Source organism: Syntrophobacterales bacterium (assembly GCA_019429105.1).
Classification (GTDB): Bacteria; Desulfobacterota; Syntrophia; order Syntrophales; family UBA5619; genus DYTH01.
The window spans coordinates 1-24,914 of sequence record JAHYJE010000024.1 but is presented as its reverse complement, the minus strand read 5'-3'; the positions used below and the strand labels follow the sequence as shown (position 1 = coordinate 24,914).

Here is a 24,914-nt window from a genome sequence, read left to right as displayed (position 1 = left end):
GCCGGCCTGGAATGATCAATCAGTGACGATTCATTTTGACCGATTAGCTCCCATCCCCAGCTTTTCAAAGGCTGCCCAGGCGGTAGCGTAGTCGGCTTCACGGTCGCAGCGGTCGAAGGGGGCGGCATAGGTGATGGTGCGCTCCCGGGGACCGCCGGGGAGGGTGTCGTCCACTATGGTCCGGGTGATGGTTCCCGATGCGACATCTTTGATCTCGTTCCACTCCGCACGTGAGAAACCGACACCGGGGAGGCCCTTGCTGCACGTGAAAACGATCCGGCCGTTTTGTTCGTACCAGGTGTCGTTCTCGTTCTGCCGCAGGACGGGGAACTGGATCCGGTAGATCGTGCAGAGTTCGTCCAGGGTGAGGCCGAGGGCCATTGCCGCTAAGACGTCAATCTCCACGAGGGCCTGCCGCCGTTCATAATCCATCCGGAGGGCACAGTTGCGTTGCCATTTCAGGGTCAGTTTGGCGAATTTCTCCTTGTCGAGGCGGGGATCGCTCTTTGTCCAGCACTCCTGACGGAAGGCCTCGTTCCAGCATTCTTTCCAGAGACCGGTGTAATGATTGGTTAGGCAGTTAAGTAAGAGAATTCGTATTTTACCAGAGGGCATTATATCAAAGAGTGGAAGGTTCTCCCAAATATGGTGCAGATTGCTCCTTCCGGTGGACTTAATGTAAAAGTCACTGACTAAAGAGGTTGCTATGAAAGCGCTTGTTAGAAGGGCAGAAATATCTTTGAATGCTGCAGTCTGTGCGCCATTTATATGCGCAGTCCCTGGGGGAATGATTGCGCTGACCAGCGTTCTTTCGCCTGATTGCGACAGCATACTACGATAAACCACCCGATAATAATCTGTGGCCGAATGGTACTGATCCCAAGTGACCTTTGGTGTCTTCTCCCGATATGCTGCGGGATCGCAGGCGGGCACATAATTGGTCCTGGGCAGGTAATCGTCGGGGAGTTCTGACAGATCAATGCATTCATATTCATGATGCTTATCACATACCGCATTTGGCGTTTTATAAAAAGGATTAGCCACATAGAAATGTGGACCGGAGAGTATCCAGTTTCCCGGCGTGTCTGCAAACTGGGTTGCTCTTATAATCGTACCAAGCTTTGGAGCGTTAGTTTCATCAAACATAACTGTTGAAAAATATTCACTTCTCAGATCTCCAAGGCGTTGTTCTTGGGCCGAAAATTTTTTCAATACGTCGGCGATCTGTCGGGTATGCAGGGCAGGAAGGCGAGCATGTAGGATAGGTGTGCCATGTTCGTCGTATAATTCGGCGAATTGCTGCAGAGCCGTTTCATCAACAGAAATAATCCTATCTTTATGTCCGGTAGTGTTCCAACTCCCAGCATCACCCTTGATTCCAGCTGCTTTCCCTGTTCCCGTATTCAGAAAGGATGCATCTATGGTTTGAGGGACGAACAAATTGGACATGGTGGAGAAAGAAATCCTGTCAACCCGCTTCCTGTATACGTTGATTGAATATGTAACCCAATGAAGAATCTCTGAAAAAAGTTTTTTCACATTGACAAACTGGAAATGATACTGGAGACGACGGTAGATCTCCTCTCGCAACTTTCCCCCATTGGGATCATCATAGACCCCCTCAGGATGCAGAAATCCTGATACACCCTGACTTGTTCCGATCATCCAGGCTTGGGGAAGGAAACACTTGTAGAGGTTTGATTGCGTCCCTTTCAAGACCGGATAATTCTGATAGGCATTCAGGAAGTTTTGTGTCCCTTGAAATCCTATATATTCATTGAGGTATTCGCCGCGGATGCTCCGCTTCTCAATGGCCTTCTCCCTCAGGTTGGCCATTTGGGGTGCTGAGGTGTTCCGAATGACGAACAGCGGATCGTAATCGCCAAGAAGCCCTCCTTCATTCCATTCGATCTTGATCCACGGCGGGTTTCCGACATTGAGATCGAAGCCGCCGTGATCGGCGAAAATGTCGGCGAAGACGAGTTCCCAATGATGGAAATTATGTTTATCTGCCAGGGCACGGACCAGAGCGAGTCGCTCAATGTTTTGGCAAAGGGAATCAACGTTCACATGGCCGAATTCGTTCGTCAGAGCCAAGTCCTGCTGCGTTGGGCGGTTGTCGGGAAGAAGCGACAACTGCTCTCCCGCGGCTGGAACGGTTTCATAGACCGACCCTTCGAGGATCAGGGTCAGATCCATGAGGAACTCGTCCCTGGAAGGGAGCTTTTCCGCTTCCTGGATCGGCCAGAACCAGAGGGCGCACCAGTAGTCCATGACGAGCTTGAGACGGCGGAAGGGGCTGGAGTTGGCGATATTCTCCGAAAGAAGCTCCCGGTTGAAGAGGTCATCTTTCTGTTTCGTCGTCAGGGACTGCTTGTAGATATTTTCATCGTCATAGCCGAAGAATTTATAAGCGGACCTGGTTTGGAAACGGATCTGGGCGGATTGTGCCACATGCCGGTGCCAGAGTTTGTCCACGGCGTCGGAGAGCCGCTGCAAGGTCTCGATCTCGCCGGCATTAAACGGCCGGATGAAATCCTTTCGCCAGGCCTTGATCGTCTCCGTTTCCTTCCTGGCCATTCCACGGACGACCCGGTCGGTGTAGTTGGCCATGCCCGCATCGGGCAGGAGAAAATGGTAAACCGATTTCGGCGGCCGGGGCTTGCCCAGTGGGACCCGATCCGGGACGACATCCAGCCAGGTTTCCTTTCCCTTGCGGTTTTCTTCCAGGAGTTCGGCATCAAAGACCTGGCGCCGGGCGCCGACAAGGGAGTTGCCACAGACGAGTTGGTTCCCGAACCAGGGGATAATGGGTGTTTCGCCGTCCTGGCCCACATAAATGGCGTTGAGCCAGAGGGAAACCTCGGCCAGTTCCACTGCCACGGGGTTCAGGTCCACGCCGAAGACGTTGTTGTCGGCCAGGAAGGCCTTGACCTTCTGCTTCTCCCGGCCGTAGTCGTCATGGCCGATCGTTTCACCCGTTTCCTTCTGTTTTCTCTCCAGATAGGCATCGGCCAACTGGTTGATTGCCTCGTTGAGGAAGGCGGCGCTCCCCATGGCCAGCTCGCAGACGGTCAGCTTCAGGATGTCGTCCGCCGTCTTGTCCTTGAGGAGTTCCTTCAGGGCGTATTTGACAAGGCAGCGGGTGAGGACCTCAGGGGTGTAGTAGGAGGCGGTCTTCTCCCGATTCCGGCCCGCCAAGCGGTAAATGAATGTCCCGCGGGGATAGATCCGATGCGTCCCATCGGTGTTGTAAACCCGCTCGGACTCCTCATACTGCGGGAAATCTTCGGCATTGACGAAAAAGGCGGCCTCCAGCTCGTTGACCTCTGTTCCCGCCTTTTTGACTTCATAGAGATCCGTTTCGGCAAAAAAGCCGGTGTAGGAGAGGAGCCCCTCGTAAACGGCTCCGAGCTGGTTGATCCCGAGTTGGGCGTAGCTGATGCGGCCACGACGATGTCGGCCATTCCCGGCGCGGGAGAGGGAGAGAAGCTCGATTACCTTCTGGAGGATGCCGTTGCGGAATTTTACGCCGTTGAGAAGCGGGGTCCGGGCCGGATCGAAGAGATGGCAATTCAGAGGGTAGAGACGGAATACGGGGCGCTGTTCCTCGAAGGTGAGAACGGCTGTCGTCCGTTCGTAATTGAACCCTTCGAAGATGAGGGGAAAGAGGGTCTGGAGTGAGTCATTGATGAAATAGCCCTCCCGCGACGATTCCTCCGAAAGGAGATTCAATTCCAGGTCCCGCAGGGCATCGAGGCTGTAGCCGGTGCGGTACTCCTCGCTATTCATGGGGGCGTAGCCCAGCTCCGGCCGGGCCTCGATGTAGAAGAGAAACAGGAGCCGGTAGAGGTAGCGCAGGCACTCCCGCGTCAGCTTATCCGCGTCCAGGGCTTCGCCGCCTCGGTCCCCGAAGACGCCCTCCTTGCGCTTCTGCCGGATGTAGAAGATGGCCTCATTGCCGAGGAGTTCCACGGCCTCCCGGGCAGAATACTTGAGGTCCTCGGAGACGGCGAAGGCGTGCTTGTGGGAATTCTCATCCAGGGTATCGAGGAGGCTGATGCCGTCTTCCGGGCAGATACTCTGCCGATGGAGGAGGGCCGCTGTCGCCTTCAGGGTGGATGGCGCCCGCCGACCCAGAATCTCCGGCAGGTCGAAGCGGAGGTAGCGCCTCTCGTTCCACTTGCTCCGGTCAAGAAGGATGATGTGGGAAATGCTCAAGATGAGGACCCAGCGGGGCGGCTCCGTCTGGGTAAAGACCTGTTTTGTCATGAGGTCCGAAAGGGGGATCTCCAAGAGCATCTGGGCTGCGTCTGCCTCCCCGTAGTGGGCTGCCGTCAGGGGCAGGTCCAGCGGGTCGGGGTCATCCGACAGGGGGGCGGCCGCCTCGACGATCCAGAGTTCCGGCGCGCCGTCCTTCTTGCGGATTTCGCCAATGACGGGGAAGAGGGCGCCCGAATCCAATTCTTTAAGGGCCGGTTCGTAGGTATAACCCAGGCTCTCCAGAAGGGTGGGGAAGAACTCCCGCTGACAGGGAAGGATCTCCTCTATTGTACGGAGCCGTTCCATCGTCTTGCGAAGGGTGAAATAATTCCTATTGTGACGGGCAAGTTGATCCTGGGGCGGTTTGACACCCTCCCTTGTCTCTCGCTCCTCCCAGGCGGTAAAGAGCCCCTTGAGGTCGTTTTCCAGCAGAACCGTCAGGTAATGGTGGGTGTAGAATTCGTTTTCGTTCGCGATGCCGGTGAGATCGAGGGCCATCACGCCTCTCCTTTCAGCACGGCGACCACCCGGATATAGGGGACATCCTCTGTAAGGATGGAATTTTCGATCCACGACAGGTATTCAGCAAAGATGCGGTCGATCTCTCGCTGGTCCCGCTCCTTGCGCTCCTGGGCGCGGGTGGTCGGCGCCGCCTTGGCGAACTCAAACTCCAATTGCCGATACCGCTTCTGTTTGAGGCGATCCAATTCGGCCATCTGAGCGTTGAGCTTGGCATCCGTCATGGTTTCAAACTCTTTGCGCCGCTGGTGCATCCATTCCCCGGCCTTGACAATGGCCTCGGGGAGCATCTTTTTGAGGGCCTCTTTGTCGAACAGTTTGCCTTGGTTGGGAACTTTCTCACCGTCCAGTCCTGTCCGCACCAGGATGGCCGGGAAATCAACGACGGCGTCAAACCGGCCGCCCAGAAAACGGACCCCGATCCAGGAGGCGATCAGGGGCTGGCTTTTCCGGTTGGGGATGATCCCGGAGAGGATAAAGAGGACTTCCCTCGCTTCCAGTTTCCCCGGCAGGGTCAGGACGGGGGCCTGATGGCGGCCAAAGACAGCCAGGAGTTTGTCGTTGAGCCAGCGCATCAGGGGATGAAGGTCCCAGAGGAGATGCATCTTCGGCCAGGTCGCCTCCTTCTTGCGGGTCCGGCGAATCTCATCCATGATCTGATTGCGGTCGGCAGAAAGGATGAACTCCCCGCTTTCCGGCCAGATCTCCGGTGGAAGGAAGCGGAACCGCTGCTCCAACTCATGCTTCAGGTTCAGGGGGAGGGCGAAGTTGACCGTCCGGGCGGGGACATCAAAGACCATTTGCAGGGGCTGAAAGCTCTTCAGGTATTCGAGCGCCTCGCGGAAGAAGGAAAAATCGTCCGCAAAGAACGAGGGCATTTGCTTCTGGGCACTTGGCGCTCCTTCGCCCGTTGGGATGATCTCGTTTCCCATAAGCAGGCCGAGGGGGTCCTTGGGCGCCTTCTGCAGGAGGTTCTCGAAGTCGGCTGCGCCGGCCCCCGCCTCGATTGCGGCGGCGGTGATCCGCTCTTCCTCTTCCATGTCATAGACGCCCATCAGGGCCGAGGGATCGCCGATGTTCTTTACGGCCTGCTCGTCTTTCGTGATCAGCAGTTCCAGGATGCGGTTGTCTCCCTTGATCTTCTCGCTGACGCTTTCCGTCATCAGATAGACTATCCAGGGCTCCCGCTCCTGGCCGTATCGGTCGATCCGGCCGTTGCGTTGCTGAAAACACATGAAGGACCAGGGGATGTCGAAATGGATCATCCGATGGCAGAGAAAATGGAGGTTAATCCCCTCGGAGGCCACATCCGAAGCGAGGAGAAGCCGGACAGGCGCCTCCTCGCGGCCGAAGTCCTCGACGATCTGCTGTTGATCTACGTCGGAAAGGCTGCCATGCAGGATGGCAATTTGGTCCTCTTTGAGACCCAGATCGCCGGGCAGATGTTCGGCGAGAAAACCCAGGGTATCGATCCGTTCGGTGAAGATCACCAGACGGTCCTTGGTATCTCTCCCGGTCCAGTCAAAACCGTGAAAGGGATCCCGGATGACGGAGAGGAGCTTCTGATATTTGCTGAAGTTTTTCGGCCCCACGGGCTGAAGTGCCTCGGCCAAGGTTTGCAACGCCTGGATATCCTTGACCGCATTGTCTCCGTCTTCCTTTTGCAGGTGCGAGATCCGGTTTTCAATGGTCTGGAGGCAGGCCGCCGGGCTGGAAAAGAGGGCCTTTTCCAGGGTGGTCTTGAAGAGCTTGCCGGCCGTATGCCGCTGGTCCAGACGGGTAAAGGTCATCTGGGTAAAAACGTCGAAGGCTTTTTCTTCCGCAGGAGACGCCTGGCACTTTGCCACGGCGATCTTCCTCTCCTTGAAGGATTTGGCGACCTGGTCCTTGATGTCTTTTTTGAAGCGGCGGATGAAGAGTCCCTTGATATCCTCGGGGCCGTAGTCTTCCGGATCGGCGATAGCTGTCGGGTTGAGCATGTTCATCAGGCTCGCGAAAGCCCGGGGCTTGCCGTCATGGGGCGTGGCCGAGAGCATGATCAGGGCGTCCGATCGGTGCTTCAGGAGGTTCGCCAGGCGATAGCGCATGGAAAGGGAGGCGGAATCGGTTCCCCGGGCGGCCACGTTGTGGGCCTCGTCGATAACGATCACATCCCAGTAGCATTTTTCCAGGTAAGTTCGATATTCGGCGTCCTGCTTGAGGGTATCTATGGAGATGATCGCCCGATCAAAGTAGTAAAAGGGGTTGTGGTTCGTCGGGATGCGGGAACGGACCCGCTGAAGGCCGACTGAATCGAGGCGCGTAAGGGGAATGGTGAAGCGGCTCCAGAGTTCCTTCTGAAACTGGGTGAGCATGCTTTTTACCGTGAGGACCAGGATGCGCTTTCCCTTTCCACGACGGATTAGCTCGGACAGGAGGATGCCCGCCTCGATGGTCTTGCCGAGGCCGACGGCGTCGGCGATCAGGATGCGCTGCCGGGGCTGCTTCAGGGCCTGGATGGCCGGATCGAGTTGATAGGGGACGATATCCATGGCGCCCCGATGGCCGATGTAGAGATACTCATCGGTTGGAGGGGTCTGCCGGAGCAGGCTTTCCATGAAGAGGAGAGAATCGCGGTAATAGCTGGAGGTGTCGGCGACGAGATCCGTATCGGCGGGATTGAGGGGTTCGATCCGGTCGATCTCCTCCAGGAAAATGGCCTCCCGGTCCTTGACGATCTGGGAGAGCCCAACCACAGATACAGCCTGACTGCCGTTGGCTGTGCGATCCACCTTGCGGACAAGCCATTCGGCGTCTCTGATCAGAACCCGTGCGCCGGGGGCGAGAACAGGAATATTCATTAATGATTTTATTCCCCCTGAGAACTGACAAGAAACGTTATGTGCCAAGACCCATCCGGCTGAGTATGCCGTAATCTTTCTTGCAGGCGGGACACAGAACCGCCGGATATACTACGCTTGTGGATTTGTGAAAGAGTTTCCCCGGAATCTCGACGGGTTTTTGCTGTCTGCCTTCCTCTTCCTTGAAGGCGCACCCACAAATTTCGCGCATTCTTGTACAACTTTTCCCATGGCGATTCAAGCACTTCTGAAATATTTTTTGTAAATATTCGTTTAACCCCGTTATGCGTAGGCGTTAATGGTTCAGTATTTTCTTGAAGCTCGACCTGCCACGCGGCAGCGCCAAACCCCAAAAGGGCAGGGAGTTGACGGGCGAACATGACAAAGTCCTCTGCTCCAGCCCGGTCACGCCGCCTGCATCTTTCCCTTCCGCGTTCGGCTAGGGACGGCGTCGGCCCTTCCCTCTGCCCTGTGGCTCGGCACAGCCTTTGCTGAGCTTGGTGCGGTGTTTTCTTTCCCGACCGACCGCTATTTTGGCCTGCGCGAGTTTGCCGGTCGCAACAAAACGATCATCCCGGTTGTCATCGGGCGCAAATCCGCCCACGTAATCGTCCTCGACGACGATCCCGTCGATCTGAAATCAGACATGGATTTAAGGAAATAAGCTACTTTTAAATATTTTCAAGTTGTCCGGGGATTGCCGCCAGGGAGCGGCAATCTCGGAGTTCTACGCACTGTCTCCGGAATGGTCTTTGTCCTTGCCGTAAATCTCCGGGAAGTATTTTCGGGCGCATTCCGGACAGATGCCGTGGCTGAATTGAGCCTCCGAGTGATCATGAATGTAAGCTTCGAGCTGGTTCCAATAGCCCTTGTCATCCCTGATTTTTTTGCAGTAGGAGCAGATCGGCAGCATGCCGCTCAATGTTTTGACTTCAATAAGCGCTTTGTTGAGTTCATCTTTTGTTTGCTGCAGCGCTTTATTTGTTTCCGATAGTTCCTGAGTCCGTTTTCCAACGGTTTCTTCCAGGCGCTCATGATATTGGACAATCTCTAACTCAGCCTTTCGTCGCCGTTTTCTTTGCTGAAAGCTTAAGGCGATCGTGAATATCACTATGAAAATGGTTGCGCCAATTATCATAAGGTAGCGGATTGTTTCCCGACGCCATTTTTGGAGGACATTTTTTTTTGCTGTACGAAACGGCAATTTGAAAAGGAAATCCGGATAATTGAAACGTAGAAATAATCGTCTCGGCGTCTTCGTGGGTTCTACGCCCACCGCCGCTTGCAACGTTTTGCCTTAACGCCGAGAAGAGCGGGATGGTGCGAATGTCTGTCCCGAGGAATTTTTGTGAAACATTATTGTGGTTGATCCAGCTTGTAATGGTCGTTCCTTGCATGTCGAACAGCGCAATCGCATCAACATCGATATTGAGATAGTCGGCGTACTGATTATAGAAAACAATTGGGTCCAAAAAAGCCGCCAGAACGCCGGCAAATTCGGCATCCTGATTTTCCACCCGCTGACTTATCAGAATTTTTGCCTCCTTATTGGCGGCAAAGACAGCGCCGATAGAAAAATCCACCCAGGAATCACGGTGTTCTTCGAAAGATGGCAACTTCAACACCATTTTGGACAAGCAGGCCTTTAGCCCTGATTTGGGCTTCCGCTGCCTGTTTGCGGGACGCGCCGATGTGCTTCTCCCATGTTTCTGTTACAATTTGTTGGAGAGCCGGTGATAATTTGTTCCAGAAAGATAAACGGATCATGGGTATATATTGGGGAAAATATTCATTGTCTTCAAACGCGAACTTGATCCCCCGTTCCCAGAGCCGGGCGCTCTGGATCGTTTCATAACTGGTCAATACCGCATCCACCCGGCCTCGCTCCATATATTCGGGAAGATCCGGCCATGGCACAATCAGCGGCTTTCCGCCCAATGCCTTTATCCTCAATTCATTGGCGGCGCCGCCAGCCACCCTCACCCGGAGACCTTCAATATCCTCAGTGTTTGGAAATTTTCTTGTTGATTCCGAAAATATGGGCATGGCCAAGATCAAGCCACCGGCCCAGCACCTTTATCGGGAGATGGTTTTCCAGCTCCCGGTTGATGCTTTTTCCGACAGCGCTTTCCAGAACCCTGTAATTGGCCTCGGCCGGTCTGCCATAGAAAACCGAAAGCAAAAAAACTCCGACATTCGGTTCGAATTGAGTGACATTCCAGGTTCCGGGCACAGCCATCTCAAGCTTTTCCTGAGCCAAGGCCTGGACAACATCTTTATCCCTGAAGAGACGGGCGTTGGAAAAAAATTGAACATCAATCCGTCCGGCAAGTTTTTCCTTTAATTCATCGGCAAAACTCTTGACGGCAACGCTTTGAAAGTGGTCATCCGTATTTTCAACAGAGATAATCATCCGGGGAAGTACCCGTGCGGAAGCATCCGCAATCCCTGAGACGATAATTAAAGCGAACCCAATTAAAAAATATTTTTTCATGGGCTGAAATTCCTCAAAACCAAGCTGTCCCCTCAAGCTAACAGCTTGTGCTCGCCATGTCCGCCCAGAGCATTGCGCAATTACATCAAAAAATGCAGATTCCCGAAATTCAAGTCCTTTTTTTATATTCCGCCGCCAACGCCTCTTTTGCCGGTTTTACGTAAAAATCCCGTAGTTTGGGTTTTTCAATCTTGCCCGAGGGGTTGCGGGGAACAGGGGCAAAGATGATTTTTTCCGGCCATTTGTATTTCGCAAAATCACTCTTTTTGCAGAAATCGAGGATCTCGCCTTCGTTCAGCGTTTCGCCTTCCTTGGCCTCGATTACGGCAAAGACAATTTCCACGAGCCGGACATGGGGGAAGCCCATCACTGCCACGTCCCGCACCTTCGGATGCCTTCTCAGAAAATCCTCGATCTCGACGGGAAAGATGTTTTCCCCCCCCCGGATGATGAGATCCTTGGCCCGGTCGGCAAAGAAAATGAACCCCTCCTCGTCCTTGTAGGCCAGATCGCCGGTATGGAGCCAGCCGTCAACAATGGTCTTGGCCGTCATCTCGGGGTTGAAGGCGTATTCCTTCATCAGTCGGGGCCCCTTGAGGAGCAGTTCGCCGATTACCCCCGGCAAAACCTCCTTGTCGTTGCTGTCAACGATTCTGATCTCCATAAAGGCGGTAGCCTTGCCGATAGAGCCCGGCTTCTCCAAAAGATGCTCGTCCTGGCAGAGGGCAGTGAACCCTCCGCCCCCTTCGGTGATCCCATAGGTAATGCCAAACTTGATCTTGGGGAATATTCGCTTGGAATCTTCCAGAAGCACGTGGGGCACCGGCTGGGCGCCCAGCTCTATATGTTTCAATGCCGAAAGATCATAATCCTTGAGGTCAATCTTTCCCGCCTTGATGGCATTAATCAGGTCCGACCAGGTGGGAACGGTATTGAATCCCCCCGTGCATTTCTCCTCAGCCAGGGTTCTTATGTAATACTCCGGTTTAAACTCCATCGGCATCAGGATCTTGCCGGCGGCGATGTAAGAGGGAAAGGAATGGAAGAGCGAACCGCTGTGGTAGAAAGGATGAGGCGTAAGATAAATGCTGTAATATCCGTCGTTTAAGGAAAGGCCGTTGCCTATCCCTGTAAAGAAAAGGCTTTTATGGGTATGGGAGACCGGCTTCGGCGCCCCGGTGGTGCCGGAGGTAAACATCAGCTCCGCCATGTCGTCGTCGGCCGTCTCCACGCAAATCTCCGTGCTGTCGCCCTTTTCCGCTATCTCCCGATAGGAGATCATCCCCGGGGGGACGTTGTCGCCGAGGCAGATGAAATATTTGCAGTAGTCCATTTCCTTCATGATGGGTTGAATTTTCGGCAGGAAAACCTCATCGAAGATGAAGACCTTGCATTTGGCGACGTCGGCGGCATACTTGATATCGCCGCTCGCGAAGCGGAAGTTCAAAGGGGTCACCGTCGTTCCTGTCTTTAATACCCCGATGTAGCTTGCGTGCCATTCTATCGAGTTCATCATCAGGTGCAGGACGATGTCGCCTTTTTTAATGCCGCAGTTTTTCAGCAGGTAATTGGCAATCCGGTTGGCATGCCCGTTGTACTGCCGCCAGGTGAAGCTTCTCCGGAAATTCCGGGAAGGGTAACTCTCGATAATGAATTCTCTTTCCGGAAATTTACTCGCGTTCAATCCTGAAAACGTTGCAAGATTCAATGTCGTTCCTCCCTTATCAGTAGAGGCGGGCGTGAGGCCCGCCTCGGCATTTTATAATATGTCGTTAATGAACAGCGCCGGCGCTTACGGCATATCCCAGGTCAAAGGCCTTTATGTTCATTTCCAGAAAGGCCTTCTTTGTTTTTTCGCTGATCGTCTGTTTCAGCATGTCCGCCGAGATGGGGATTAGCCCGGTTCCGGCCAGAGCGCCCAGCATCACCATGTTAAGACTCAATAAGGTTCCCGCCTGGCGAGCCAGACTCGAGGCGTCGAAGGCGATGTTTTTCCTAACCTGCGCCCCGATCAGGTTCATCGTTTCCTCAACCGGCGGATAGACGCCCATGCCGATTGCCACGGTGAAGGGGGGCAAAGGAGCGGTGTTGGAAAGGACTATGGAATCTTTATTGCATTTTCCAATGGCTCTGAGGGTTTCCAGCGGTTCAAAGCCAACGAGGATATCCGCTTCGCCCGGGGAGATTATATTGCTTTGCGCCTTGCCCAGCAGGATGGAGGATTCTACAACCCCGCCCCTTTGCGCCATCCCGTGAATTTCGCTGATCTGCACAGGCACCTCGTGCGCCAGGGCCGCTTCTCCCAACAGGTGAGAGGCAAGGAGGTTCCCCTGGCCGCCCACGGCAACAATGACAATTCTTATCATATCCATTATTATTCTCCTATCTTCTTGAGTCTTATGGCATTTTCCGGGCAGACCTGAACGCAGAGCGTACAGCCGATGCAGCTTGCTTCATCAATTTCCACCTGCTCCCCTTCCAGATAGAAAGCCGGGCAGGCCAGCGTATTGAGGCAAACCCGATGATTCTTGCACTTGCTGTGGTCAACAAAGTATGACCGTTTTTCCTGTTTTTTGAAGGTCTTTTCGTACATGGGGCATATTTCGCGGGAAATGATTACGGAAAGCCCCGGGAAGGCGATGGCCTCCTTGATTTGCTCCACCGTCTTTTTGAACTTGAACGGTTTGACGACGGTCACATGCTTGACCCCGATGCCGTTCACCAAGGCTTCGATCGAGACGCTCAGGTTGTTGAAGCCCATATTTTCCATGGCTGTGCCGGGATCAGGCTGAAAGCCGGTCATCGAGGTTGTCCCGTTGTCCATGATGACCACCGTCTGGTTGTGGCCGTTATGCAGGGCGTTTATCAGCCCCGGGATTCCCGCATGAAAGAAGGTGGAGTCCCCGATAAAGGAGACGACCTTTCTGCCCGTTGCCGTACCCATGCCGGAGCCCATGCCGATGCTGGCCCCCATACAGACGGACAAATCCGACATGCTTAGGGGGGGAAGCACCCCCAGCGTGTAACAGCCGATATCGTTTGTGTAAATCGGTTCGTCTCCGCAGGCCTGACGCATTGCGGCATAGGTTGCCCGATGGGGGCAGCCGGCGCACAGGTTGGGGGGCCGCTGGGGAATATTGGGGATGTCGATGTTTACCGCCTCCTTCGTCGGGCACGTTACCCCAAAGTAGGAAGCGATAACCTTGCGCACCATGCTGGGGCTGAATTCATAGGCCCGGGAAAAAAGACCGTCGCCCTTGCCTTTGATCGGGATGACGCTGCCGATTTCCTGGGCTTTAACCTTCACCCCCTCTTCCAGATAGGGTTCCAGCTCTTCAACGACCAGAATTTTCTCACATTTGGCGATAAAATCCTTGATCAGCCTGTCCGGCAGCGGATGGGAAAAACCGATGCGCAGGACGCTTACGCGTGATGTCAGCGCGAGATCCTGCAGGGCGTCGCTCACATAATTGAAGCTTACGCCGCTGGTGATTATCCCCAACTTGCCCTCGCCGGAAACAAAGTTGTACGGGGATTGGTCGGATTCCCCGGCGGCCTTTTCCCAATTGGCGAGCAGGAGCTTGTGCAATTTCGTCGAAACACTCGGAATGAGAGTGTTTCGCAAGGGTTCCTTCGGAAAAGAGCCCTGGGAATTTTTCCCGGCGATCGGCCCCAGCGAAATAACCCCGGTGGAATGGTTAATGCGCGTGGTGGTTCTCAGGATAACCGGTTCCTTAAGCATTTCGGAAAGATCAAAGGCATAGCGGGCCATCTCTTTGGCTTCGGCAATTGAGGACGGCTCCAGAACCGGCAGGCCGGAGAACTTGCCGTACATGCGGTTATCCTGTTCGTTTTGGCTGGAAAACATGGAGGGGTCGTCTGCCGAGACAAGGACAAAGCCGCCCTTCACCCCCTCGTAGGCAAGCGACATCAGAAAATCGGCGGCAACATTCACGCCGACATGCTTCATGCTGCACATCGCCCGTACCCCTGCGATGGCCGCCGCAGCGGCAACCTCCAGGGCGACCATTTCGTTGATGGCGTATTCGAAATAGATGCCGGACTCCTTCTGGATTTTGAAAAAGGTGTCCCCGATCTCCGAAGAGGGGGTTCCGGGGTAGCAGGTTGCAACCGCCGCGCCCGCCTCGATTGCGCCCCGGACAATGGCTTCATTGCCGAGCATCAGCATTTTTTCCCCTGGACTATCCAGCAATAACTCGTTCATGTTAGCTTTCTCCTTTTTTATATTTTAAGCAACGTTCTCTTCAGCTATGATGGCCGCTCCATAAGCCGCCATGATTTGAGGTTCAAGGGGGACGATAAATTCATGCCCGCTATCTACTGTATGGCATTGATTAGACCTGCATCTTTAGCCCCGCTCTGACATAGGTTGTCTTTTCCTGTCGCTTCGCTTGATTACTAATGACATTTTCAATATTGGACAACGAATGATGAGAACATGCATAATTCAGTGAACAATTTCCCGTAAATTCCGGGTAAGTGGAGAGGTGCGTTCTCAGATGAAATCGCTAATGCTTTCTCCCTGGTAGGTGCTGAATGCATGATCATTTTATAGCCATGGATAAGCTCAACGCCGAAACTTATGGATAAATTTTTCCTCCTTGTCAAGAGCTTTTTTCGTTCAGGATGTTGACTCCCACTGAGCCCGATGACGGGAATTTGCAGACGCATATCAGCGCAACTGTTACGGCCTGCCGGAAGTCCAGTTCGGGTGTGCATATTTCATAAGTTTATCTTATGGATATTATAAAAATAATAGCGTTGACAAGGGGATTTTCCCTATAATATAAGCCCGGCCATAGAGGGATATCCTCACATCTCAAGAACTGCCACTTTACAACAACAGAAGATGATTTTCCGCGGATGCCATTTACGGGTCATAAAGCATGCGTGGCCTTTTCGCAATGGATGATGTTGAATAAGCATTTCAGCATGTTGATGATTGGAAATTACAATTATCTGACCATTAGTCGGGGAAGGAGGGGGAAGACGGGGCAATTATGCTGGCCGCGTAGCGTGTAATTCAGGAGACCGGAACGATTTTTTATAAAAAGGAGGGGTTTATTATGGCAGAAGAAAAAAAGTTTCCTTATGCAGAAGAGGTAAAGTTCCCGCCGGCAATGGCAGGTTGGGAGGAAATGTACCCGCCGCATCGTTTATTCAGCAAGGATAGGGATGATTGGGAGAAGCGGCATTTCTGGTATCAGGATAAGATCCATGATCCGGAAGCGCTGTATCCGCTCGATGATATCTTCAATGAGGCATGGCAGATTTCTCTTTCCCAATATACCACGAGGGTTTTCTGCATTCCTCCTGCCCAGGGGGTGCAGCAGCGGATGTTAGGCTGCTATATGTATATATCGGCTGTTGAACCGCCGCCGCCCGAGGTTATTGGAGAAAAGGCGGAGGTTTTCGGGAAAAGGCTGCCCTACGTCCTGCAGAATTACGATATGTTATGGCAAAAATGGCTTGAGAAGTTCCAGACTCTCGGAAGGGATATGCAAAATGTCAAGGTGCCGGAAGAACTGCCCAAGTATGTGCCGGATGAGGATATTTTCCCTGTGACAAAGGGATATACCCCGGCGTATGAAGTGATGGCGGCGTTCAATACATTGGTAAATCAGATATTTTTAGGGTGGCAATACCACTTTGAGTATCTGAACCTCGCTTACCTTGCCTACCTGATGTTTGTGGATACGGCCAAAAAATTATTCCCGGGTATAAAAGACGGCGCGGTTATGAAAATGGTTGCCGGCGTTGATGCAGCCATGTTCCGTCCGGATGAAGAGTTGTGCAGATTGAGCAGATTGGCTGTGGCGCAGCGGCCGGTTGGCGACATTCTTAAAAAGAATATATCGGCTGACGAGAAGATGAAAGAATTGCAGGGCACGCAGGAGGGCCGGGCCTGGCTGGAGGAGCTTGAGAAGATAAAGGATCCATGGTTCTTTGTATCCTGTGCAAGCGGCTGGTTTCACTATGAAGGCAGTTGGGTAAACAAGCCGGATGTGCCGTTCAGCTATATGCAGAGCTACGTTGAAAGGCTTGAGAAAGGGGAAAAGATCGAGCGGTCGCTTAAGGCCATCGAAAAAGAGAGGGAAGGCCTTGTTGAAGAGTACAAAAAGCTCATAATGGCTGAGGATGACAGGAAGTCCTTTGAAGATGCCTATAATGCGGTCAGAACAATATATCAGTTCACCGAAAACCACATCTTCTGGGTAGAGAACTGGTTCCATACGATATGGTTCGATAAGGTAAGGAAGTTTGGAAATCTGCTGGTAAAGTATAATGTATTGAAGAAGACGGACGATATCTTTCTCTTCAATAGATTTGAAGTGCCAATGCTGCTGGAGGATATGGTGACCGCCTGGGCATTGGGCGTGGGCGCCCCTACGAGAAGCAAATACTGGATGGAGAAGGCAGAAAAGAGAGAAAAGATACTTGCCGCTGCAAGAGAATGGGCGCCTGTTCCCGGACTGGGAGTGCCGCCGGAAGAGGTGTCGGAGCCATTTACCGTAATGCTTTGGGGCATAACCAGCGACAAGGTGGAAGAGTGGCTCAAAGGCGCTGATTTATCGGCAAACGAAATAAAAGGATTTGCATCATCGTCAGGGGTTGTTGAAGGACCGGCCCGGGTAATCAAACTTTCTCAAAATATTGTCGAACTCAAACCCGGCGAGATTCTGGTTTGTCCATCCACCAATCCATCATGGGCGCCGGTCTTTACAAAGATAAAGGCTGCCGTGACCGACATTGGCGGACTTACCTGTCACGCTTCCATAGTCTCGCGCGAGTATGGCTTGCCCTCTGTCACGGGCACTGGAGTTGCAACCTCGATAATCAAGACAGGCGACATACTAAGGGTTGATGGCGGCAATGGGATTGTCACAATCGTGAAAAGGGCTTGCGGATAATTAAAGGGGCTTGCGCCCTGAAATCAAAACAACCCGGAAGTGCGGTCGCCGTGCGGCCGCACTTCCCTACTGTACTCAACAAAATAAAGGGGGAATTAAGATGGCGGAAAAATGGAGTTACTGGCTAAAAGATGTTTGCCAGGACCACAACGATATTATTGGTAAAAAATGCGCCAACCTGGGAGAGTTGACGAGGGCGGGGTTTAACGTCCCTCCTGGCTATGCTCTGAGCGTGGACGCGTACAGCAGGTTTATGAAAGAGACGGACGCCTCAAAACTTGTATTGAAGTATTTAGAGGACTTTAAGGCCGATCCCAACGATTTGGCCGAGACCCTGAAATACGAAAAGGCGGCCCAGGATATAAGGGAAATTGTGGAAGGGATAAAAATGCCTCCTGATATGGAGGAGACCGTAAAAAGCTACTACGGGGAATTGTGCAAAATTGCGGGATGTGAAAATATATATGTAGCTACCCGTTCTGCAGGGCCGGCAAGCCATCCCGGTCAGTATGAGACATATTTGAATGTAAGCGGGGCAGATGATGTTGTTGCCAATGTGGTGCGCGTCTGGTCGAGCACGTTCAATGCACGCTCCATAATAGCAAGGGCAAGGCTCAATTTGCCGTTGCATTATGACCCGATAGGAGTGGCGGTATTGACAATGGTTGATGCAAAGGCGGCAGGGGTTATGTTTACGATCAACCCTGTTAATGGCGATGTATTGAAGGTAGCGATAGAGGGGAGCTTCGGTTTCGGCGAAGCTGTGGTTTCCGGGAATGTAACGCCTGACAGGTATCTGGTTGATAAAGTTAGTTTGGAGATTGAAGAAAAGATAATTTCCGATAAGGGAAGTGAATTTGTCTATAACCCGGAGACCAGAGAAATGGAATATGCGGAGCTGCCTCTGGAGCAAAGGAAGGCTCAGTGTTTGGAAGATAGAGAAGTTATCGAGCTTACGAGGATAGCCAAAAGGGTTGAAGCGCATTTCGGCTGCCCCCAGGATACAGAGTGGTCTATCTCGAGAAGCCTTCCCTTCCCGGATAATATCTTTCTGGTGCAGGCTCGTCCGGAGAGCGTGTGGGGCAAGAAAAAGAGGGGTTCCGTGCTTGGTAAAAAGACCGGGTTGGAGTTGCTGCTGGAAAAGGCTGTCACCCCGACTAAAGTTAATAATGTAGGCATTTAGAGCTTTAACAAGGGTATTTGATCAGGAGAGGCGATGGAAGAGGAGCGGGTAATTGCCGTCATCGGAACATTTGATTCCAAGGCGGAAGAACATCTGTTTCTGAGGGACGCCATTCAAGGGCGGGGTTTTAAAACAGCAATGGTCCACCTGGGGACAAAGGGGCCGTCGTCCTTTAAGGCCGACTATGACCTGTACGCGGACGTTATCGCCCCGAATCCGCGAAAAAATATCAGCCGGGATGAGGCAATTGAACTGGTCATTGACCATGCCGGGCCGCTAATCAGCAAGCTGCACTCTCAGGGACGCATTTGCGGACTGATATCGGCCGGCGGAGGCACCGGAACGTATATCAGCACTGCCCTGATGCGTCAGCTCCCCATAGGAGTCCCCAAGGTGATGGTTTCTACCGTGGCATCCCGCGATATGGCGAAGACTGTCGGCACCAAGGACATCACGATGATTCACAGCGTGGTGGATATTTTGGGCGTCAACAGCATTTCGGGCATGATTCTGGATATGGCAGCCGGCGCCGTCTGCGGGATGGCCGCAAGGACGTGGCGCCCCGCTTGTGCAAAGCCTCGCATTGCCATGTCTTTTTTTGGATTTGTCACGCGTGCCGCCGAGAATATCCGGGGTCATCTGGAGTCGCAGGGATATGAGGTTATCCCGTTTCATGCCAATGGCACAGGTGGAACGGCAATGGAAGAGCTGGCCGCCGAGGGCTGCTTTGCGGGTATCCTGGATCTCGCCACGCACGAGCTGGCCGACGAGCTGATGGGCGGATACTGCAAGGGAATCAAACCGAACAGGCTGATGTCAAACAATGGTAAAGGCATCCCGCGCCTGGTGATTCCCGGGGGGTTGGATTGCGCGGTCTTCGAGTTTACCCGCGAGACGATCCCCGCTGAATTTGCCGGGCGGAAGCTGTTTTTTTACGATTTTCGTTCCGCAATTCGCTTGGACTATCAGGAGACCGGGCAGATAGCCGCCCAACTGATCGAAAAACTGAATGCCGGCAAGTCTTTAGTCAAGGTGCTTATTCCCAGTCGAGGCTGGTCCGAAGCTGACGGCGAAGCCTGCCCCTTATGGGATCCCGAGGTCAGCCAATCCTTTGTGGGCGCAATCAGGCAGGGGCTGCGTTCCGATATCAGCTTGATTGAGTCTGACCGCCATATTAACGATCCCTCCTTTGGCAGGCAGGCGGCGGAAGTAATGCACGGCATGGTTCAGCAGTCCGTCCGCATCTGAGCTTCTGTGAGTTAATCCCTGGTTGTTGGATAATATCTTGGCTGCGCGCGGAGTCTGCTCATAATATCGGTGATATCAGTGGATGCCGTGTTCGCGGGGGTCATGTCAACCAGCATGTCGATGAACGCCTGAGCCGCCTTGGAAAGGGATTGGTCTCGGAGATAGGCAATGCTGATATTCATCCAAAGTTTGGTACCGCCTATCGGGGCTGTAACAATTTGGCCATTCTCAAGTTCCGCGGCGAGCAAGGGTTTTACCAAAAAAGAAATCCCTTCGCCCCTTTTTACCATCTCGATTATTAGCCCATCATTGCTTGTCTCCATAAGAATATTGGGACTGAATTGATGTTCAGAGAAAAACCTGTCGAGCACGCGCCTTGTGCCGGAACCGCCATGCTTCATGATTATTGGCTCCTGGCTGATGTCGTTCAGGGTTATGCATTCTTTTTTCGCCAGATGGTGGTCGGGGGCCATGATGAGCATTATTTCTTCACGGGCAAAGGGGATTAATGTCAGATCAGTTCTGTTTTCAGGCGTGGCAATCAAACCAACTTCGATCTGCAGGTCGTGCAGGCTCTGGATAAGATCGGTTGAGTTCCCTTCGTTTACATTGATCTTGATCAGGGGGTGCTGCAGATGAAAGGCATGGATAAGAAAGGGCATGGCATATAGAGTGTATGCCTTTGACGCCCCCACCCTCAGGACGCCCCTCTTTAATTGCCGCATGTCCTGGATGACATTTTCAATCTCCTTTTCATACTCGAAAACCCGGAGGGCGCACACATAAAGGGTTTTTCCTTCATCGGTCAGGCACAGCCCCCGGCCTTTTCTCTTGAATAATTTTATGCCGCAACAGTCTTCAAGGGATTTTACCTGGGCAGTCACGGCCGGCTGGGTAATAAAAAGTTCCTTGGCCGCGAGGGTAAAACTCAAAGTTCTGGCAGCGTGATAGAATACCCGGAGCTGATTAAAATTAAGCATAATTGATCAGTCCTTAGAGCCAATTGCAAAACTCCCAATTCTGTCATTCCCGCAATGATTTTAAGCGGGAAAACGAAGTTTAATGTTCATAATCTGGTTCTAACTGCTTGAAAAACCGTATTCCCGATAGAAGCATTGTGTACATTAAGCTCCGCTTTCGGGAATGACAAATAGTTTTGCAATTGGCTCCTTATTTATAATTTATGCTTATGGATAGCATAAAAAAATCGAAATTGACAATTTTTTTTAAATCGGTAATCTGTCAGCCACATGGAAAAAACTGAATAAGCGGCAAAGATCAACACCAATGTATGCTTTTCTGTAACGATTATTTGCACCCGAATTAATGATGTCGGTCCCGGCGACAAGAGGTTTTGTGCGCATATTGGCAGATTGAACCCATTCAAAGGAGGTATTGATTGCGATGAAAGACATGAGAGATTTTATAGCGTTATGCGAAAAAGAAGGAATCTTGAAGCGGATTACAGCCGAGGTTGATTGGAATCTGGAGCTTTCGACGATCGCGAAGGTCAACGAAGAGCAGGGCGGCCCGGCGCTCCTTTTTGAAAACGTCAAAGGTTACAATACCCCGGTTCTGATGAGCGCCTTTGGCACGACCGAGCGCTTGTCCCTGGTCATGGGAATGCCTATCGGCTCGACCTTGGTCGATCTGATGCGGAAATGGGTGGAAAAAGGGGGAATCAAGATCCCCCCCAGGTGGGTGGATAAGGCGCCCTGTAAAGAGAATATCCTCAAGGGCGATGATATTGATCTGTTCAAGTTCCCGGTTCCCAAGTTTTATCCGCTGGATGGCGGCCGCTATTACGGCACAGCCCACTATATTGTTTCTAAAGACCCGGATACGGGGTGGGTCAACCTCGGGACATACCGGGCGCAGCTTCTCAACAAGAATCACCTGGGCGTCCAGTTTATCAAAGGCAAGCATGCGGACATCATGCTGAAAAAGTATGCGGCGAGAAAACAATCCATGCCGGTTGCCTCGATCATTGGGAGCGATCCGCTGCTCTTTCTGATGGGCGGGGCCCGTTTGTCGGCATTCGATTCCGAATATGATTTGGCCGGCGCCTTGCGCGAGGAGCCGGTGGAGGTTATCAAGGGCGAAACGGTTGATTTGCCTATCCCCGCGCATGCGGAAATCGTTGTCGAGGGCGAGGTGGATCCCGAGGCGTTTATGGAAGAAGGGCCTTTCGGCGAATATACCGGCTATTATTCCGGGGTGGGAACAGACCCCCGTAATTTTATCAAGGTCAACTGCATTACCCACCGGAACAATCCCATTTTCTGGGGAACTACCGTCGGCAAGGCTGTAACCGATACCCACATGACCCTGTCCTTGACATACGGGGCCACTCTGTGGCAGCAGCTCGTAGCCATGAGGATTCCCGGTCTCAAGGCCGTTTACTGCCCTCCGGAAGCCGCGGGGAGGTTCATAGCTATAATCTCCGTCAAGCAGATGTACCCCGGACATGCCGATCAGGTTGCCACGGCGGCCATCTCTACGGAAATGGGCGCCTATGGTCTTAAAACCGTCATTGTGGTCGATGACGATATCGATCCCTGGGACATCCCCAGGGTCCTTTATGCATTGGCTTTCCGCTTCCAGCCCAACCGCTCGCAGGTTATCAAGCGCGGCCGCTCGACGCCGCTTGACCCCTCGCTGCCGATTGACGCCCGGTGGATCACGGGGCGCTTGCTCATTGACGCGACGATCCCGTATGAATGGAAGGAAAAGCCGATCCCGGTCGAGCTTGATCCCGACGTCCTCAAAAAGGTAAAGGAGCGATGGTCGGAGTTGGGTTTGGCGTAGTTCATGGTGTTAAGTTAAACGCATGCCCCCTCCCTTCGGAAGAACTAATATCCCCCGGCGAGGGGCCTGATTTTTGGCATCCGGCCTCACTTTCCATCCCGGCCGGACGACTTGCAGCGGAGGCGGAAGATGACTATTGCAGTAATCGGCATGCTGGATGAAAGGGAAGCGGGCCTGGCCCTGATCAAGAAAACCATTGAAAAAAGGGGCCACAAAATTGCGCTGATCGATATCAGCATCGGCACCGGGGCCATCAAGTCCGCCCTGAAAGCCGATGTCGCCAATGAAGAGCTGGCCCGGCTCGGTGGAACAACGGTTGAGGCAATTGCCGGCATGCTGGCCAAGGAGCGGGATAAAGCCACTTCCACTGTTGCCGCGGCGCTGGGGAAAAAACTCATGGGGATGCTGGCGGCGGGCGATCTCCAAGGCGTTATTGCCGTGGGCGGCATGACGGGTACATTTATTAGTCTTTCGGCGATGAAAATGCTGCCATTTGGATTGCCCAAACTGATGATCTCCAGTGTGGCGGCCATGCCTGCCTATGCCAAAAAACTTGCCGAATTTTTCGGCGTCCGGGACATTACTGTCATGCACAGCGTGGTTGATACGGTCGGCCTCAACCCGCTGGTGCGAAACCTGATGATCAACGGCGCCGGCGCGATCTGCGGCATGGTGGAATCGTATGAGCCTCGTCTGAAGGAAGGAAGACCGGCGATTGCCATCACCGAATTTGGCTTTGCCGACAAGGGCGCCCACTATGTACGTGAATTACTCGAGGATCATTTCGATATAATCTCCTTCCACGCAACCGGGATGGGAGAAAAGGCGGCAGGCGACCTGGTCGGGCAGGGGCTTTTCGAGGCCTTTATCGATTTGGTGCCGGGCGGATTCAGCGAATATCTGCTGGGCGGAAACAGGGCGGCGGGACCGGATCGCTTAGATGCGGGCTGCCGTCAGGGAAAGCCCTACATCCTCTCTCCGTGCGGTTTTGACATGATCAGTTGCGGACCCATCCAAAGAAGGGACGAAAAGGATCCGCTCTGGGTCTCCCGGAAGTTGGCGGAAAGAAAGCTGCTGCTTCAGGATTCCATCCGGGTGCAGGCCCGAACAAACCCGGAAGAAATGAAGCTGATTGCCGAAGCTGTTGCCGAAAAGCTCAACCGGTGCCCCAACCCGAAACTCGTAAAATTTGTGATTCCGAAGAGGGGATTTTCGTCCCTGAGCGTCGCAGGCGGCGCGTTATTCGACCCCGCATCCGACCAGACATTCATTGACGAGCTGAAAAAGAATCTCTCTTCCCAAATAGAGGTGATTGAGGTAGATACCCATTTCAATACGCCTGAGTTTGCCCGGGCAGTTGTTGCCGCCCTGGATCAGGCCATCCGGGATATGGAGGCATAATCGGCAGCAATATGGATAGTTTTGATATTTCAGAAAAACATGGCGCCCTTGAGGTTTCTGCGCGCACGATGTTTGTGGGTGCGGACGTGCTGGTTGTCCTCACGGGCGGCCGCGCCCATATCGGCGCCGTGGCGATTGCCCAGCCGCGGCCGGGCATCAGCGACCCCAACAGGATAGGCTCGACCAGTTCGGTTTTTACCCTTGTGGGCCATAAGGAAGATGTGATTGCCAAGTCCATGTCGGAAGAGCTTTCCCGAAAGCTCAACCGGGTGGTGTCGGTTGTTGCAGGGATTCATTGGGACAGCTTGTCGCAAGCAGACATTGTTGTTGTCATTGAGATGTGCGCGGCGATTGGGAAAAGGATTATTGGGGAGGCGGCCAAGCGGTGAAACGGATTATAGTAGGAATTACCGGCGCGTCCGGGGTGATTTACGGGATACGGCTCCTGCAGGTTCTCAAGGATGCGCAGGTTGAAACGCATGCGGTTATTTCCGAGGCGGCGAAAAAGAATATCCTGATCGAAACGGATTTTGCCGTCGAGGATGTGGAGCGGCTGGCTTATAAGGTTCATGATGAAAAAAACATGGCCGCCTCGATCTCCAGCGGCTCTTTCAAGACAGACGGGATGGTCGTCGTTCCCTGCACCATCAAGACTCTGTCCGGCATCGCCAATTCCTTTAACGACAATTTGGTGATCCGCGCCGCCGACGTCATTTTGAAGGAACGCCGCAAATTAATCCTGGTTGTCCGGGAAACCCCGCTGCATAAGGGCCACCTCGAGCTGATGGCCCGGGTCGCCGATCTCGGCGGCATCCTTCTGCCCCCAGTCCCCGCATTTTACCACCTGCCGAAGACAATCGACGATTTAATCAATCACACGCTGGGAAAGATCCTCGATATCCTCGAAATAGACAACTCCCTCTTTGCGAGATGGCAGGGGCGCGACGAATAACGGTAGCGGAACGCGAAGCTCACCTGCGCCGCCCGGATATCGGCGAAAGCTCAGCAGTTTGTCGGCGTCAGGTGAAGCACCTGGTTCGGCATAGATATTGAGCGTCCGGACCATTCTCAGGCGCATGCGGCTTGATAGATAACCGGCCGGTACTTTGGAGGAGGAATCGGTTTTTTCTCAGCCCGGGCAGCCTGCAACCAAAGCTCTTTGGCTTTTTGAACCTCTTGAAGAGCCTTGTCAGGAGTCTGGCCAAACGCAGAACATGCCTCCAAAT

19 protein-coding genes are annotated in these 24,914 nt (G+C 53.2%); 8 read left to right on the top strand and 11 right to left on the bottom strand.

Annotated elements, in window-relative coordinates; translation table 11 throughout:
• Positions 1-30: 30 nt before the first annotated feature.
• From K0B01_09515 to K0B01_09505, 3 genes are read right to left on the bottom strand one after another with little or no spacing between them, the layout of a single operon-like run.
• Positions 31-4,761 (bottom strand): hypothetical protein, encoded by a 4,731-nt coding sequence (locus K0B01_09515; protein ID MBW6486373.1) that lies wholly within the window; start codon positions 4,759-4,761, stop codon positions 31-33.
• On the bottom strand, positions 4,761-7,622 hold the full coding sequence (locus K0B01_09510; protein ID MBW6486372.1) for a DEAD/DEAH box helicase: 2,862 nt from the start codon (positions 7,620-7,622) through the stop codon (positions 4,761-4,763). Before K0B01_09510 ends, K0B01_09515 begins: the two co-directional genes overlap by 1 nt.
• A 37-nt stretch (positions 7,623-7,659) precedes the next feature.
• Positions 7,660-7,833 (bottom strand): hypothetical protein, encoded by a 174-nt coding sequence (locus K0B01_09505; GenBank protein ID MBW6486371.1) that lies wholly within the window; start codon positions 7,831-7,833, stop codon positions 7,660-7,662.
• A gap of 294 nt (positions 7,834-8,127) precedes the next feature.
• Here K0B01_09505 and K0B01_09500 point away from each other — a divergent pair, with 294 nt between their 5' ends.
• On the top strand, positions 8,128-8,286 hold the full coding sequence (locus K0B01_09500) for a hypothetical protein (protein ID MBW6486370.1): 159 nt from the start codon (positions 8,128-8,130) through the stop codon (positions 8,284-8,286).
• Between the two features lie 63 nt (positions 8,287-8,349).
• Here the strand turns inward: K0B01_09500 and K0B01_09495 are convergent, their stop codons facing one another.
• The 7 genes from K0B01_09495 to iorA form a co-directional block, all read right to left on the bottom strand.
• The gene (locus K0B01_09495) at positions 8,350-8,544 is read right to left on the bottom strand and encodes a hypothetical protein (protein MBW6486369.1); all 195 of its coding nucleotides are present in this window, start codon (positions 8,542-8,544) and stop codon (positions 8,350-8,352) included.
• 133 nt (positions 8,545-8,677) lie between these two features.
• Positions 8,678-9,139, bottom strand: coding sequence for a hypothetical protein (locus tag K0B01_09490; GenBank protein MBW6486368.1), 462 nt, complete (start codon positions 9,137-9,139; stop codon positions 8,678-8,680).
• A gap of 73 nt (positions 9,140-9,212) precedes the next feature.
• Positions 9,213-9,668 carry a hypothetical protein gene (locus K0B01_09485; GenBank protein ID MBW6486367.1) on the bottom strand — a complete coding sequence of 152 codons (456 nt, stop codon included), beginning with the start codon at positions 9,666-9,668 and terminating at the stop codon, positions 9,213-9,215.
• Positions 9,625-10,116 carry a hypothetical protein gene (locus K0B01_09480; GenBank protein MBW6486366.1) on the bottom strand — a complete coding sequence of 164 codons (492 nt, stop codon included), beginning with the start codon at positions 10,114-10,116 and terminating at the stop codon, positions 9,625-9,627. Before K0B01_09480 ends, K0B01_09485 begins: the two co-directional genes overlap by 44 nt.
• Before the next feature lie 109 nt (positions 10,117-10,225).
• Complete coding sequence (locus tag K0B01_09475) at positions 10,226-11,824, bottom strand: acyl--CoA ligase (protein MBW6486365.1); 1,599 nt, start codon at positions 11,822-11,824, stop codon at positions 10,226-10,228.
• A 64-nt stretch (positions 11,825-11,888) separates the two neighbouring features.
• A complete protein-coding gene (locus tag K0B01_09470) occupies positions 11,889-12,488 on the bottom strand; it encodes an indolepyruvate oxidoreductase subunit beta (GenBank protein MBW6486364.1) in 600 nt (199 codons plus the stop codon).
• A gap of 2 nt (positions 12,489-12,490) precedes the next feature.
• Positions 12,491-14,341 (bottom strand): indolepyruvate ferredoxin oxidoreductase subunit alpha, encoded by a 1,851-nt coding sequence (gene iorA, locus K0B01_09465; GenBank protein ID MBW6486363.1) that lies wholly within the window; start codon positions 14,339-14,341, stop codon positions 12,491-12,493.
• Between the two features lie 862 nt (positions 14,342-15,203).
• Here iorA and K0B01_09460 point away from each other — a divergent pair.
• The 3 genes from K0B01_09460 (at position 15,204) to K0B01_09450 (ending at position 19,479) form a co-directional block, all read left to right on the top strand.
• On the top strand, positions 15,204-17,048 hold the full coding sequence (locus K0B01_09460; protein ID MBW6486362.1) for a PEP-utilizing enzyme, mobile region: 1,845 nt from the start codon (positions 15,204-15,206) through the stop codon (positions 17,046-17,048).
• 100 nt (positions 17,049-17,148) lie between these two features.
• Positions 17,149-18,231 (top strand): PEP/pyruvate-binding domain-containing protein, encoded by a 1,083-nt coding sequence (locus K0B01_09455; GenBank protein ID MBW6486361.1) that lies wholly within the window; start codon positions 17,149-17,151, stop codon positions 18,229-18,231.
• A gap of 33 nt (positions 18,232-18,264) precedes the next feature.
• Positions 18,265-19,479: a Tm-1-like ATP-binding domain-containing protein gene (locus K0B01_09450; GenBank protein MBW6486360.1), complete on the top strand. Its 1,215-nt coding sequence runs from the start codon at positions 18,265-18,267 to the stop codon at positions 19,477-19,479.
• An 11-nt stretch (positions 19,480-19,490) separates the two neighbouring features.
• Here the strand turns inward: K0B01_09450 and K0B01_09445 are convergent, their stop codons facing one another.
• Positions 19,491-20,459, bottom strand: a complete 969-nt coding sequence (locus K0B01_09445) for a LysR family transcriptional regulator (GenBank protein MBW6486359.1) — start codon at positions 20,457-20,459, stop codon at positions 19,491-19,493.
• A 424-nt stretch (positions 20,460-20,883) separates the two neighbouring features.
• Between K0B01_09445 and ppcB the strand changes: the two genes are divergently transcribed.
• From ppcB to K0B01_09425, 4 genes are all read left to right on the top strand, one after another.
• A complete protein-coding gene (ppcB, locus tag K0B01_09440) occupies positions 20,884-22,287 on the top strand; it encodes a phenylphosphate carboxylase subunit beta (GenBank protein MBW6486358.1) in 1,404 nt (467 codons plus the stop codon).
• 129 nt (positions 22,288-22,416) lie between these two features.
• The gene (locus K0B01_09435) at positions 22,417-23,688 is read left to right on the top strand and encodes a Tm-1-like ATP-binding domain-containing protein (GenBank protein ID MBW6486357.1); all 1,272 of its coding nucleotides are present in this window, start codon (positions 22,417-22,419) and stop codon (positions 23,686-23,688) included.
• 11 nt (positions 23,689-23,699) lie between these two features.
• Positions 23,700-24,077, top strand: coding sequence for a hypothetical protein (locus tag K0B01_09430; protein MBW6486356.1), 378 nt, complete (start codon positions 23,700-23,702; stop codon positions 24,075-24,077).
• Entirely contained in the window at positions 24,074-24,640 is a 567-nt protein-coding gene (locus K0B01_09425; GenBank protein ID MBW6486355.1) for a UbiX family flavin prenyltransferase, read from the top strand. Before K0B01_09430 ends, K0B01_09425 begins: the two co-directional genes overlap by 4 nt.
• Positions 24,641-24,914 lie beyond the last annotated feature (274 nt).